Source organism: Gabonibacter chumensis, from assembly GCF_024741215.1.
GTDB classification, from domain to species: Bacteria; Bacteroidota; Bacteroidia; order Bacteroidales; family Marinifilaceae; genus Gabonibacter; species Gabonibacter massiliensis.
Window position 1 is genome coordinate 104,801 of record NZ_JANSKB010000001.1, and the last position, 13,406, is coordinate 118,206.

11 protein-coding genes and 1 tRNA gene are annotated in these 13,406 nt (G+C 41.7%); 5 read left to right on the plus strand and 7 right to left on the minus strand.

Annotated elements, in window-relative coordinates:
* Positions 1 to 411, minus strand: a complete 411-nt coding sequence (locus NVS78_RS00480; protein ID WP_286357451.1) for an OsmC family protein — start codon at positions 409 to 411, stop codon at positions 1 to 3.
* A gap of 223 nt (positions 412 to 634) precedes the next feature.
* On the minus strand, positions 635 to 985 hold the full coding sequence (locus tag NVS78_RS00485; protein ID WP_286357452.1) for a YraN family protein: 351 nt from the start codon (positions 983 to 985) through the stop codon (positions 635 to 637).
* A gap of 306 nt (positions 986 to 1,291) precedes the next feature.
* Here NVS78_RS00485 and NVS78_RS00490 point away from each other — a divergent pair, with 306 nt between their 5' ends.
* Both NVS78_RS00490 and glmS read left to right on the plus strand, forming a co-directional pair.
* Positions 1,292 to 2,098, plus strand: a complete 807-nt coding sequence (locus NVS78_RS00490) for a glycogen/starch synthase (protein WP_041502865.1) — start codon at positions 1,292 to 1,294, stop codon at positions 2,096 to 2,098.
* Positions 2,099 to 2,144: 46 nt separating this feature from the next.
* Positions 2,145 to 3,983, plus strand: a complete 1,839-nt coding sequence (gene glmS / locus NVS78_RS00495; protein ID WP_286357453.1) for a glutamine--fructose-6-phosphate transaminase (isomerizing) — start codon at positions 2,145 to 2,147, stop codon at positions 3,981 to 3,983.
* Between the two features lie 374 nt (positions 3,984 to 4,357).
* Here glmS and NVS78_RS00500 read toward each other — a convergent pair whose 3' ends face one another.
* Both NVS78_RS00500 and galE read right to left on the minus strand, forming a co-directional pair.
* Entirely contained in the window at positions 4,358 to 5,206 is an 849-nt protein-coding gene (locus NVS78_RS00500; protein ID WP_286357454.1) for an EFR1 family ferrodoxin, read from the minus strand.
* Positions 5,182 to 6,198: a UDP-glucose 4-epimerase GalE gene (gene galE, locus NVS78_RS00505; RefSeq protein ID WP_286357455.1), complete on the minus strand. Its 1,017-nt coding sequence runs from the start codon at positions 6,196 to 6,198 to the stop codon at positions 5,182 to 5,184. The genes NVS78_RS00500 and galE overlap by 25 nt, the downstream gene beginning before the upstream one ends.
* Positions 6,199 to 6,325: 127 nt before the next feature.
* Here galE and NVS78_RS00510 point away from each other — a divergent pair, with 127 nt between their 5' ends.
* Complete coding sequence (locus NVS78_RS00510; RefSeq protein WP_041504686.1) at positions 6,326 to 7,003, plus strand: HU domain-containing protein; 678 nt, start codon at positions 6,326 to 6,328, stop codon at positions 7,001 to 7,003.
* Here the strand turns inward: NVS78_RS00510 and NVS78_RS00515 are convergent.
* Positions 6,993 to 7,730 (minus strand): CDP-alcohol phosphatidyltransferase family protein, encoded by a 738-nt coding sequence (locus tag NVS78_RS00515; RefSeq protein ID WP_286357456.1) that lies wholly within the window; start codon positions 7,728 to 7,730, stop codon positions 6,993 to 6,995. The two genes, NVS78_RS00510 and NVS78_RS00515, sit on opposite strands and share 11 nt — an antisense overlap.
* A 91-nt stretch (positions 7,731 to 7,821) precedes the next feature.
* Between NVS78_RS00515 and NVS78_RS00520 the strand changes: the two genes are divergently transcribed.
* Positions 7,822 to 8,832, plus strand: coding sequence for a glycosyltransferase family 9 protein (locus NVS78_RS00520; protein WP_286357457.1), 1,011 nt, complete (start codon positions 7,822 to 7,824; stop codon positions 8,830 to 8,832).
* 2 nt (positions 8,833 to 8,834) lie between these two features.
* Here NVS78_RS00520 and NVS78_RS00525 read toward each other — a convergent pair whose 3' ends face one another.
* Positions 8,835 to 12,449 carry an ATP-binding protein gene (locus tag NVS78_RS00525; protein WP_286357458.1) on the minus strand — a complete coding sequence of 1,205 codons (3,615 nt, stop codon included), beginning with the start codon at positions 12,447 to 12,449 and terminating at the stop codon, positions 8,835 to 8,837.
* A 35-nt stretch (positions 12,450 to 12,484) separates the two neighbouring features.
* Positions 12,485 to 12,958: a 23S rRNA (pseudouridine(1915)-N(3))-methyltransferase RlmH gene (gene rlmH, locus NVS78_RS00530; RefSeq protein ID WP_286357459.1), complete on the minus strand. Its 474-nt coding sequence runs from the start codon at positions 12,956 to 12,958 to the stop codon at positions 12,485 to 12,487.
* Positions 12,959 to 13,177: 219 nt separating this feature from the next.
* Between rlmH and NVS78_RS00535 the strand changes: the two genes are divergently transcribed.
* Positions 13,178 to 13,251 (plus strand) — tRNA-Ile (locus NVS78_RS00535).
* The last annotated feature ends 155 nt before the right edge of the window (positions 13,252 to 13,406 follow it).

Sequence of the window (13,406 nt, forward strand, 5' to 3'; positions counted from 1 at the left end):
CTACTCCGCCCAATCAAAAACAAAGTTCTGTTTTACGTCCGGGTGCAAACTCAGATGCACGGGACAAGTATGAGCAACCCGCTCCAATACCGTTTTATCTTTTTTAGAAAACGCACGAGCCGGCATATGAAAGATAACATCAATCCCGGCTATACGACGCGGTTCAGCCGCCATTGTTTTCGTGATCTCTATTTCCGCCCCCGATAAATCGATTCCATTGTTTTTCGCGTATATTCCCATGATCGTCATAGCGCAAGCCGCCAAGGAGGTTGCACACAAATCCGTAGGAGAAAAAGCCTCTCCCTTACCGTTATTATCCGTCGGAGCATCTGTAATGATCGTTGTTCCGCTCTGTAAATGAGTACATTCCAATCGAAGATCTCCTAAATATTTTGCTTTTACCGTTGTCATAACCTCTATCTTTAATTTTAATTTTCAAAGATAACAAATTATTTATATCCTATACAAATATCATTTGTTTGATTTTTTTACTTCCATAGACAGTTTTAGCATAGTTTTTGATATTTATGAGTATCCCTTTTGACACTTTAGAATGCCGGGGAACTGACTTATCCTTTACATCACACACACTAAAAAACAGAAGATACCCGGCATTCTACTCTTCCTGTTCCGACTAAAACAAATCTATGGCATCGGGAATATGTTCTATTTTCATCTCCCTGCCGATCACTAATATCAGATCAAAACGAATTTCCCGTCGAATATTATTACACGTGAGATAAGCAGCTCCGGCAGCTAATAAATTCTTTTTCTTCTTTAACGACAACAACTCTTCCGGATAAGATTCCGGCATCATCCGGGATTTTACTTCTACCACCACGAGTACGTCACCGTCGAGTGCAACGAAATCCAACTCTCTGCGCCCGATACGCCAGTTCCTTTCTAACACGACATACCCCTGTTCGAGAAGAAAGCGATAAACCTCCTCCTCCCCGACCTTGCCATAATCGTTGTGCCGTGCCATATTGAAAAAATTCAATAAACCGAACCGTCGTTTCCATCCCCTCGAATCATCGGCCTATATATGGATATAAAAGCAATCGTCCCATCTAATGCCCGTATTCTCAGATAAATACATACCACTCCCAATTTACAGGCTAAAAAGAGTTTTGCAATGATATATAAAACCATTGAAAACACAAAATTTTTACTACTAATTTATAATATATCTCTAATTCAAGAGGTTGATTTAAAGGATTGATTGTTTATTTGTTTTGGAATCTCGCCCTAAATCATTATCTTTGTATGATTTTTGGGAAAAGTAGTAGTTATGGCTAAAAAAAGAGTTTTATTTATCTCCCAAGAGATAGTTCCGTATCTTCCGGAATCGGAAATGGCAAATATCGGCAGGTATCTACCTCAAGGGATTCAAGACAAAGGAAAAGAGATCAGAACATTTATGCCTCGTTACGGTTGCATAAACGAACGACGCAATCAACTGCATGAAGTGATTAGACTTTCCGGTATGAATTTGATCATTAATGACACGGATCACCCCCTCATCATCAAAGTTGCCTCCATACAAGCAGCAAGAATGCAAGTTTATTTTATCGATAACGATGATTATTTCCAAAGAAAACACGTGATTACTGATAGTGAAGGGAATTTTTTTGACGATAATGACGAAAGGGCCATATTTTTCGCACGCGGGGTATTCGAAACCGTCCGAAAATTGAGGTGGGCTCCGGATTTAATCTATTGCCAAGGCTGGTTGACATCACTTGTACCTCTCTATTTAAAGAAAGAATACCATGATGATCCGGTATTCTCAAAAGCAAAAGTAGTATTCTCGACGTATAATGATAAATTCGAAGGAAGTTTAAATCATAAATTTGCAGAAAAAGCGATCACGGAAGGTGTATTCCCTAAAGATTTGACACTTGTGAAGGAGCCGACTCACACGAATATCAATAAATTAGCATTTCAATATTCCGACGGAATCATTTTCAATCAACCCGATATCGAAGACGAATTGAAGAGATTCGCGGAGGCATCCGGGAAACCGATTTTAGAGTACCCCGGAGAGGAGTCGTACGTCGACCAATATTCCGATTTCTTCGACAAAATTATAGGATAATGTTATATGCAAACGTCACTTTCGTTTGTCTAAAAAAAATAAATATATGTGTGGTATCGTAGGTTATATTGGGTCGAGAGAGGCCTATCCAATCTTAATTAACGGCTTAAAACGATTAGAGTACAGAGGATATGATTCTGCCGGCATAGCCTTAATGAACGACGAACAGATCAACATTTACAAATGCAAGGGACGGGTTATCGATCTGGAAAACCATATCGCGGGTCAACTGCCAAAAGCGACCATCGGAATGGGACATACCCGTTGGGCCACCCATGGCGAACCGAATGACGCGAATGCACACCCGCAAACATCCATGAATCGTATTTTCTCTGTCATCCATAACGGAATCATTGAAAACCACGCTTTATTGAAAGAAAAATTAATAGCAAGGGGATATGCTTTTACCAGCGAGACCGACACGGAGATATTAGCCAATCTGATCGAATACATCTACCTGAAAGGGAAAGTTTCGGCAGAAATAGCAGTACGCCTCGCTTTAACGAAAGTCATCGGAGCCTACGGTTTAGTCGTCATGTGTAAAAACGAAAAAGACAAACTTATCGTAGCAAGAAAAGGCAGTCCGCTTGTAATAGGAGTTGGCCAAAATGAATATTTCGTGGCTTCCGATGCGACACCCATCGTCGAATATACCAAAAACGTGATTTATCTGAATGACGATGATATCGCGGTATTGAAAAAGGACGAGATGCTCCTAAAAAATTTACAGAACAATCTTCTGACACCCAATATCCAACAAATCGACATCGATATCGAAAAGATCGAAAAAGGAGGTTTCCCTCATTTCATGTTGAAAGAGATTTACGAACAGGTAAATTCTATTTACGACACCATCCGGGGACGGGTTAACGTGGAGGCCTCCGAGATTTACTTAGGAGGTATTTCCGAAATTATCCCGCAGATGATTCGGGCTCAACGTATCATCATCATCGGATGCGGAACTTCCTGGCATGCCGGATTAGTCGGAGAATATCTATTGGAAGAGTTTGCCCGGATTCCCGTGGAGGTAGAATATGCCTCTGAATTCCGTTACCGGAACCCGGTAGTCACCCCGGACGACATCGTGATCGCCATCTCCCAAAGCGGGGAAACAGCAGACACGCTGGCAGCCATTAAATTCGCCAAACAAAAGGGAGCCACCGTTATGGGCATATGCAACGTGGTCGGTTCCAGTATAGCCAGAGAAACTCATGCCGGAGTATATACGCATGCCGGCCCCGAAATCGGAGTTGCCTCGACAAAAGCATTCACGGCTCAAATCTCCGTTTTAACGATGATGGCCCTGCAAATCGGCTACCGGAAAGGAACGTTGCCCATTGAAAGTTATCACAAATACATTCACGAACTATATAATCTGCCCGATAAGGTAAAAGAAATTCTGCTCCAAAACGAACAAATCAAAAAAATTGCAGAAGCCTATAAAGACTCTACAAATGCCATCTATTTAGGAAGAGGCTGTCAGTTCCCCGTTGCCCTGGAAGGAGCCCTGAAACTGAAAGAGATCTCGTACATTCATGCAGAAGGTTATCCCGCGGCGGAAATGAAGCATGGTCCTATCGCTCTTATTGACGAAAACATGCCGGTATTTGCCATCGCAACAAAAGACAACTTTTATGAAAAGATCGTATCAAATATAAAAGAAGTACAATCCCGTAAAGGGCACGTGATCGCATTAGTCAACAACAACGATGTACAAGTTAAGAATATGGCGGAACACGTGATCGAAATCCCGGAGACCTTAGAATACCTCTCTCCTCTTTTAAACGTAATCCCGTTACAATTGATCTCCTACCATATCGCCGTGATGCGGGGATGCAACGTGGATATGCCACGCAATTTAGCAAAATCCGTAACGGTAGAATAACGAATATAAATTTATTCAGTGATTGGGAGATTCAATGATTCAGCGATTTGAAGTTCGAATCTCCGAATCACAGAATCTCTTTAATTGTAAATTGTAGATTGTAAATTAATTTTTGATTTAAGATTTACGATTTAAAGAGGGTAAGATCAGAATCTTAATCATAAATTGTAAATCTTTTTAATCTCTCAATCCCCTAATCTTATAATCTCTTAATCCTTTAATCTTATAATCTCTCAATCCTTTAATCTTGTAATCTCTTAATCCTTTAATCTTATAATCTCTTAATCCTTTAATCCCAGAATCTTTTGATTCTTCAAATCGTCAATCTAAAATCCAAAATCGTAAATCTCTTTAATCTCTTAGTCTCTCTATATTCATAGAAATAATTCTGGTTCCCGTCTCTTCGTTAATCCCTCTTCCAACTCCTGTTTATGGTAAAGATAACCGGCATCCTCATAATATTTGGCACCCATCGGGCATCTTTTTATACAAGCCCCGCATTTAATGCAGATTCCCGTATACTCCCGCACATCATCATAAGAAATTGATCCCATCGGACAAATTTCTACACAGAGTTTACAATCATTGCATCTATCGCTCGTGACAGGCATCACCTTACGAATGTCAACGGCATTTCCTTCGCGATCCCGGGGAGTATAATAACCGCGATAAGGATAAGGGGTTCCTTTTACCTCTACCGTGATCTTTCTATCGTCACTCTCCTTATATTTTTCCGCAACCCGGGCAGCAAACGCGTTAACGGCTTCCGCATCCCTTTCATCCGGTCGTCCCTTGGCCAACACCCGCGAAAAGGAGTGCTCTCCTATAAACGCAGCCGCGGCTATCGCGTGGAAACCCGCTCTTTCCATGATATCCCTGAGTTCTATCAAAGCATCGTCATAATCCCGGTTACCGAACAAAACAACCGGAACTCCAATCGCCTCGTTTCCTTGTAAGGTTGCCAGATACTTCAACAAAACATTAGGTACCCGTCCGGCATATACCGGAGTACCCAACACCACCATATCCGTTCTTTTAAAAGCAAGAACCGTCGATCTGGCCGAAGGTAATGTGAAGTCGTAACTTTCAACCGTCACTTCCAAGATCCGGGCCATATCCGCGGCTATAGCAGACACCGTCCTCCGGGTCGTACCTGTCGGACTGAAATAAACAGCAACAACTCGATCTATCATTCCGATTACTTTTCCAAGCTCTTTTGCCATTTCCAGGCGTTCGCCATCGTCTCTTCGATCGGAGTCCCGGCTTTCCAGCCCAACTCTTTATTCGCTAAAGCGGTATCGGCCCATACCTTCTCCACATCGCCGGCACGGCGTCCTACAATTTTATAATTAACTTTCACCCCCGTAGTACTCTCGAAAGCATGTATGACTTCCAGCACGGAAAGAGCCTTTCCCGTACCGATATTAAAATACTCGTAATTCTCTCGATTCTTTTTTTCCAATAATCGCCGGATGGCCACGACATGTGCCCCGGCCAAATCGACAACGTCAATATAATCCCTCAAGGGAGAACCGTCAGGAGTATTATAATCATCACCGAAAACACTCAATTCTTTCCGTATCCCGATTGCTGTTTGCGTCAAATAAGGGATCAGATTATTAGGGACACCATTGGGCAACTCTCCGATAAATGCCGTCGGATGAGCCCCGATCGGATTGAAATAACGCAGGGACAATGCACTCATGGAAGGTTCTACCCGCATAAAATCCCGAATGATATCTTCGCTCATTACTTTCGTATTTCCATAAGGAGATTCCGCCTCCTTTCGAGGTGTATGCTCCGTCACGGGCAATACATCAGCCTGTCCGTACACGGTACACGAGGAAGAAAACACGAAGTATTTCACCCCGAACTCCCGCATACAAAACAAAACATTCATCAAAGAGTTCAAATTATTATAATAATATTCCAAAGGCTTATTCACCGACTCTCCCACCGCCTTTAAAGCGGCAAAGTGGATAACGGCCTCGATATCCCTGTGACGGGCAAAGAAATCGCGCGTTTCGGCCAGATTTGTCAACTCGATCTGTTCGAACTCCGGTCGAATACCTGTGATTTTCTGGATACCCTCCAACACCTGAAGAGTAGAATTGACCAGGTTATCCGCAATGACAACCTCATATCCCTTTTGTTGAAGCTCAACAACCGTATGCGACCCGATATATCCCGTTCCGCCCGTTACAAAAACCTTCATAACACATTATTTTTTTTCAATTTATAACTTTCTGAGCCTCTGCTTCAGACATTACAAAGTAAATAATAATAATTCAAAATGCCCAAAAATACCTTGTGTTCGTATTCTTTTTTCTTACCTTTGCCGTATGTACAAATGCATTGAACACATAGAAGACCTCCTCTATCTACATGATTGCGTGATAGTTCCCGGATTCGGCGGTTTTATCGGTAATTACACCGAGGCCACCATTCATCCGAAAACAGGAATTTTAACGCCCCCTTCCAAAAAGGTGGTATTCAACAAGCATTTAAAACAAAATGACGGACTATTAATCCATTGGATCGCCCGGAAAGAAAAAATCGATTACGAAAAAGCAGAACGTCGTCTATCGCTTTTTTGCGAAGAGCTAAAAGTTCGATTAAACCAAAATCAAAAAATAATATTCGGTTCTATCGGTACTTTCTACATGGATCGTCGTTTTAATATCGTATTCGAACCCGGAAAGCAAAATTTCTTAGCCGATACGATCGGCATGCACGACATAGAGGTATTCCCTTCCGGTAAAAAAAGCATCCCCGCGGAATACATTAACACGGACTCCGGAAATATAGTTACTCGCCTATTCAAATACGGACTTTCAGCCGCCATGATCACGGGTATCATAATCATTTCGCAACAAGATATATTCAAAGCGGACCATCGGGCTGAGACGAGCAACCTGCAACCGACGACAATCCAGACGCAGACAAAATCCGTTCATGTCCCCGTCATTATTTCACCCGATTGCGATTTTGTAGAATTCGATCCACTCTCTACTTTGTAGTCCATCCGGCCCAATAACCGACCAGAGAAAAAAGGATATAAAGAGGTATCAGAAAAGTTAAAAAGCCGATCTGAAACAAGATTGCCAAGAGTATGGCCGTACCGAAATAAAGATAACGCACCCGGTTGGACTTCCATGAAAAATCGGTTATTTTCAGAGAGAACATAGGCAATTCAACGACCAGCAATACGGACAAAACGACAACACACCCGAAAAGTACCCAAACATTTCCCCACAGATAAGGGAAAAGCTCATTGTTCCAATAATAAGACAGTACCAGACAAACCCAGAACAAAGCATTTGCAGGGGTCGGCATTCCGATAAACGAGTAGGTCTGACGAGCATCCAAATTAAATTTAGCTAAACGAAAAGCAGAAAAAGCAGGGATAAGCAAAGGAGAATACATCAAAACGTATTCAACCCACGAATAGGAGGAGTCCGGAGAATATTGAGCACCGGACAACAAGGACAGTTTGATCAACAAATGAGCCATAACAGCCGGCACCACGCCGAAACTTACCATATCGGCCATCGAATCCAACTCCTTTCCCATCTCCGACCTCACATGTAATAATCTTGCGGCAAATCCATCAAAAAAATCAAAAACCATAGCCAACAAAACCAATAAAGCAGCCACCAACAAATTATCGTACATCGCCATAAAAACGGCCATCGTTCCGGAAATAACATTCATGCAGGTGATCAGGTTCGGAATTTGTTTTCTCATAAGCTCAAGGTATTTAATACGAGTACGAAAGTAGTGCTTTTTACCCTAAATAAATCACATTTTTATTACTTTTGTCATAAAATTATCGGGCATGACTAAATTTCTTATCGTTAGATTCAGCTCCATCGGAGACATCATTCAATGCATGGATATCATCCATGGCATTAAAAATCATTTCCCTGATTCAGAAATACATTGGATTGCGCGAAAAGACATGGCCTCTTTTCTTCATATGGACAAAAGAATCGATAAGGTTTGGGAATTCGATAAGAAAAGCGGCTTAAAAGGGCTTTTAAAGATTGCCCGGCAACTCAAAGCCGAACAATTCGACTACCTCTACGATGCACACAGTAATATCCGGTCAAATTTATTGAAGATGATTTTATTGCCCCCCGGCCGGAAATTACTACGCCGGAAACCCAATTACGTGCTAAGAAAAAAAGAACGCTGGAAACGATTTTTATTATTTAAGTTAGGGATCAATACATTCGACAAGCCTTTCAAAGGAATTATCTCTTACCGGAAGCCCTTGGCCCGATGGGGGATTACCCGTTTCGACTCAAACTATTCCGACTGGTATTTCCCGACCGATTTCGAAAAACGCTTCTCTCCTTTAATCAACAAGCAAACCGTCACCCTCGTTCCTTCGGCCAACTGGGAGATGAAACGCTGGCCCATCGGCTATTGGCAACAAATCATACAACTCCTTCCGGAACACAACTTCCTTATTCTCGCCGGACCGTCAGATTCTTTCTGCGAAACTATTCGGGCAATCGCCCCGGAACGAGTTAACAACATGGCAGGAAAGACCTCCTTGTTGGAATCTTGTTACTTAGTTAAGCAATCCAATCTGGTTATCAGTGGAGATACCGGATTTTTGCACGCGGCAGATCTTTTTCATACACCGGGTATCGCCCTAATGGGGCCCACTGCTTTCGGATTCCCGACGGGAAAAGAGATCAAAGTAATGGAAGTTCCCCTTCCCTGTCGCCCTTGCACAAAAGACGGACGCGGCAGATGCAAACAATCGGTTTGGCAAAAATGCATGGTCGACATTACCCCCGATAGGGTAGCACAACAAGTAGAACGAATGCTTAAATAAATTTATATCTTCTCACTTTTCAGGCTGACCCGGAACACGGTTCCCACCCCCTCTTCACTCTCGAAAGTAATGGATCCTCCCATGCTCTCTATGATCTTATAAGACATGGCCAATCCCAACCCCATACCTCCGGATTTCGTGGTAAAATTCGGTTCTGATATGTGATTCCGTATACCTTCAGGTATTCCCGCACCATTATCCCTCACCGCCAGCACGACCCCCTGCTCTTCACGAGTCAAAGTAACCGTGATCAATCCCTCCCGGCCTTCCGGAATACTTTGTGTTGCATTTTTTAACAGATTTACAATCACCCGATTGACCTGATCCTTGTCTCCATATACTAAAATATCAGGCTCTATCTCGCAAATCACCCGATCCACATTATTTTCGAACAAAGTGGTACATCCTTGAACCAGTTCGCTTAAATTAAACCACTCGCTGTTAGCTACCGGCATTTTAGCAAAATCAGAAAAAGCAGAAGCGATGGATGCCATATGATCGATTTGTTCCACTAAAATAGAAGATATATCTTTAAAACGTTGCCTTACCTCTTCCACATTACCTCCCTGCAAAGTTCGCTGTAAAAACTGGATATTCAATTTCATCGGAGTCAACGGATTTTTAATCTCATGGGCTATCTGGCGAGCCATCTCACGCCAGGCCGTCTCCCGTTCCGATTTGGCCAGTTTTTTTACACTATCTTCCAGTTTATCCACCATCCCGTTATATTCCTTCACCAACATTCCGACTTCATCCCGCTGGTTATAAACAATCTTCTCATTCTTCCCCCCTACCCGCATCAGACGTAACTTTTCATTTACCATTTGTAAAGGTTTGGTCACCCGCTCCGCAACAATTCCCGAAAAAATGAACGCCAATACCATCACGATCATGGCAATATTTATGGCAATGATCACGAATAACATGATATCCACGTTCAACTCGTCACTCTTGGTGAAATAAGGGATGTTCAACACGTAAGCTTCGCCATTCTCCAACATCATAGGGACATAGGCCGCCATATAATCCAGCTCTCCAATCTTTTCCTCTTGAACGAAACTCGTTGCCTTTTCTATCACCAATTTCCGGTAAGCGATAGGGTTCAGTAAGGTTCCCCTGAATCCCTTTTCAAAGATAACGGGTTGAGAAGTAGCCACCAACGTCCCCGTCTGATCGTATATATTAATATCTACCCATAACATACTGGCAATCTTGTATAAAATATCTTGAATCTGAGGACAGACCCGTACATCGATACAATCATATTTTTCCAATTCTTTACTGATGTATTTGGATATCTGAACTACCTTCATACTCTGTTTTCTTTCCACACTATCCGTGTTCACAGCGATACTCATCACCGTCATAATAATGAAGAGGGCGCTTATCAATGAAATGATATTGTTCTTAATCCGTCTCTTCAAGGTCTCCCGCCTGAAATTAATCCATTCTTGTCCCTCGAAACGGAAAAACAAACCATATGAAGAGAACAACACGCACACGAAAATAGCATAAAGCACATTCAGGTAGTAAAGGGCAAAAACATCGTCTCCTAAACTGATCACGAAAACCCCGCTCTTACCGACCGGAATAATCATATGCGAATAGTGATCTTTTGTCAGAATCTCCACGTGTTCGAAATCAGTCTCCCCGAATTGTTCCAGCCGTTTATAATAATTGAACTCTCCATTGGAAGTTAATAAAACCCCATCTTTATATTTTGCATACGAATAAGGATAAACAACTTTCCTGTCCTCCGACGCCTCTTTCGACAATACCTGTGAATAACCGATAGCCTCCCCCTCATCTTTTGAATCGAATCGCAGGTACAATTTATCGGGTCCCGCGGAGGTATTAAAATCAAAAAGTCCCACATAAGAGATCACGCCATCGAAGTCATCGATATTATAAAAGGAGGTATTCTGTATTCGTACTCCCGTACTATCGATCAATGTACGGAAATAGGAGTTACAATCTTCTATCGTAAAACCGGGTTCCACCAACAAACTATCCTTGTCGATACATAAAAATACCCTGCAATCGAAATAGAAACCGGAAAGATCGGTTAACTCATCCAAGATTTTACGGGTAATCCCTTCTTCGTCCCGAAGATCAACCAAAGAATCCAACTCTCTCGAATTTTTGATCACCTGATCTATCTCCATCAACTTCTTTTCGAACTGCGAATCCCGTTCTCCAATAATTTCCGTCGCATACCTAGCCCTGATCGTTATCTCCCGGTGCACCTCACTACTTTTAGATAAAAAGATAACATATACAGAAACAACGACTAACGCTATCATAAAAATACTCTTTTGAGCGTCAGGTTTTACAAGGTACACGTTTAAAATAAACAGTATATATAAAGATAATGTGAACAGACATTCTAAAGGAGTAAGAGAAAAATCAAAAAAATAACACAAAACCGCACAGAACGCTAACACGAGAACGACTCCGAGAGTGACCTCTCTCAAAGAAAAAATATGGTAAAAATAACGTACTGATCCGTTGATCAATACAAATAATCCCATCCCTCCAAGAATCAGGGTGATAAAAGCCACCACCGAAGAAAAATCGATATTTAAAAAACGAGCGATATTTAAACTGACCTGCGTATTCTCGATCAAAGAGTTAATAGAGAAATGCAAAAAATTCGTATACAAAAAAGCAGAGAAAACAAATCCCAACAAAAAAAGATACCTGTATCGTATTAACCGGGGCTCCTGATACTTTATCCGCAATTTATTGAGCGTTATATACAGAAAATGGGTCAGACAAAACATCGTTAAAAACAGGTCCCCCACCGGCAAAACCAGGTTCCACTCGGAATTATCCGCCTGAAAAATGGCAAAATGGTACAAGGTGTAAGGAATCTGATACTGCACCATCAATATCCGAAGTACAACCAGACACACGAAGAAACTGAAAACCGCAATCAACTGAACACGAAAAAACCGGACTCGATCCAACACTACCTCGTAAGCATAAAACAATAAATACAAAAAACCGAGGTAGAGAATCAACACAAAATAATTGGGCAGGAAATTTTCATAAGCGACGTGACGTTCTACTTGAAACAATCTTTCCCCCTCCCGATTATACACGGTAGGTTCGTTCTGTACCTGAGGGATATGAAGGATCACGCTTTCAGCATCTTCCACGTTGACGCCAAAAACGGAATTAAAATTATTCTTAATATAATTGTTCGTGTAGGGATAATCATCTTTTAAAAAAATCAAAGCGAAAAAATCGATATCCCCTATCGAGTGCCGTCTTATGTCATAGTAAATATTATTGATCTTAACCAGATTGCCAGCTTTTTTCAACTTGTTATACAGATCTGGTTCTCCGACCTGCTCGCTACTCCAATACCTTAATTCTCCACGTTCAAAGGCGACTAAAATAACATTCTCATCCTTCCATTCTATATTACTGATATCCTTTGAGATAACAATTTTTCTCAACTGTTCGTCGACATGACGTTCTTCCCGATGCAACCGCTTTTCAAAAATAGCCAACTGCTCCTCTTCGGTTTGTGTCCTGATGATGTATTCCCAAGACAAAGCCGAAAAAAGGCACACAAACATCAATAATATAACGATCCAAAATTTCTTCATTTCATTCTCCTTTAGCCATGCCATTCGGTATTTTATTATTCATGATGATAAGGTTCACCCCTTTGTATCGTCATAGCCCGATATAACTGCTCCACAAAGATCATTCTCACCATCTGATGAGAATAGGTCATTCTGGATAGCGAAATCTTCGCGTAAGCCTCCTTGTATACCTGTTCCGAAAATCCATAAGGCCCCCCGATAACAAAAACCAAACGCTTTGTACCTACCAGCATCTTTTGTGCCAAAAATTCGGAAAACCCTTTTGAAGTGTACTCATGCCCTTTTTCATCCAATAAAACAACGACATCCGAGGACTCCAACTGCCCCAAGATGAGCTCACCCTCCTTCTCCTTCTGCTGATTCTCCGTTAAATTCCTCGCATTTTTTATATCCGGAATCACCTTCATCTCGTAAGGAATATAAAACTTCAAGCGCCTCTCGTACTCCTCAATTCCCGCCTTCAAATAAGTCGTATCCGTTTTACCGATAACTAATAGACATACTTTCATAAATCATGTATTATTAAACACCTCTCCGGCTCGATTTATAACTTTCACCCACCCGATTCACCCTCCATTTGGACTCCATATCAATGTATTTCTATCCTGTCTCCCACGTGCACCCGAGCGAAAGTAATATTTTTTTCGGTTTCCCCTTGCAAAAACCCAAAAATTATCCCTATATTTGCAGCCGTTAACAAGATGCCAGAGTTAACACACGCAAGTGTAGGTCCTATAGCTCAGCTGGTTAGAGCACCTGACTCATAATCAGGGGGTCCTTGGTTCAAGCCCAAGTGGGACCACTTTTCAGAAGAGCTAATTGGTTAAAAATCAACTAATTAGCTCTTTCGCTTTTAGTAATTGTGAAACATTTATGAAACATGAAACAAAAAAGCGGCTTTTTTAGAGCCGCTTATATGCACAATAAAGGTAAATGATCAGTTTTCGGAGGATGTAT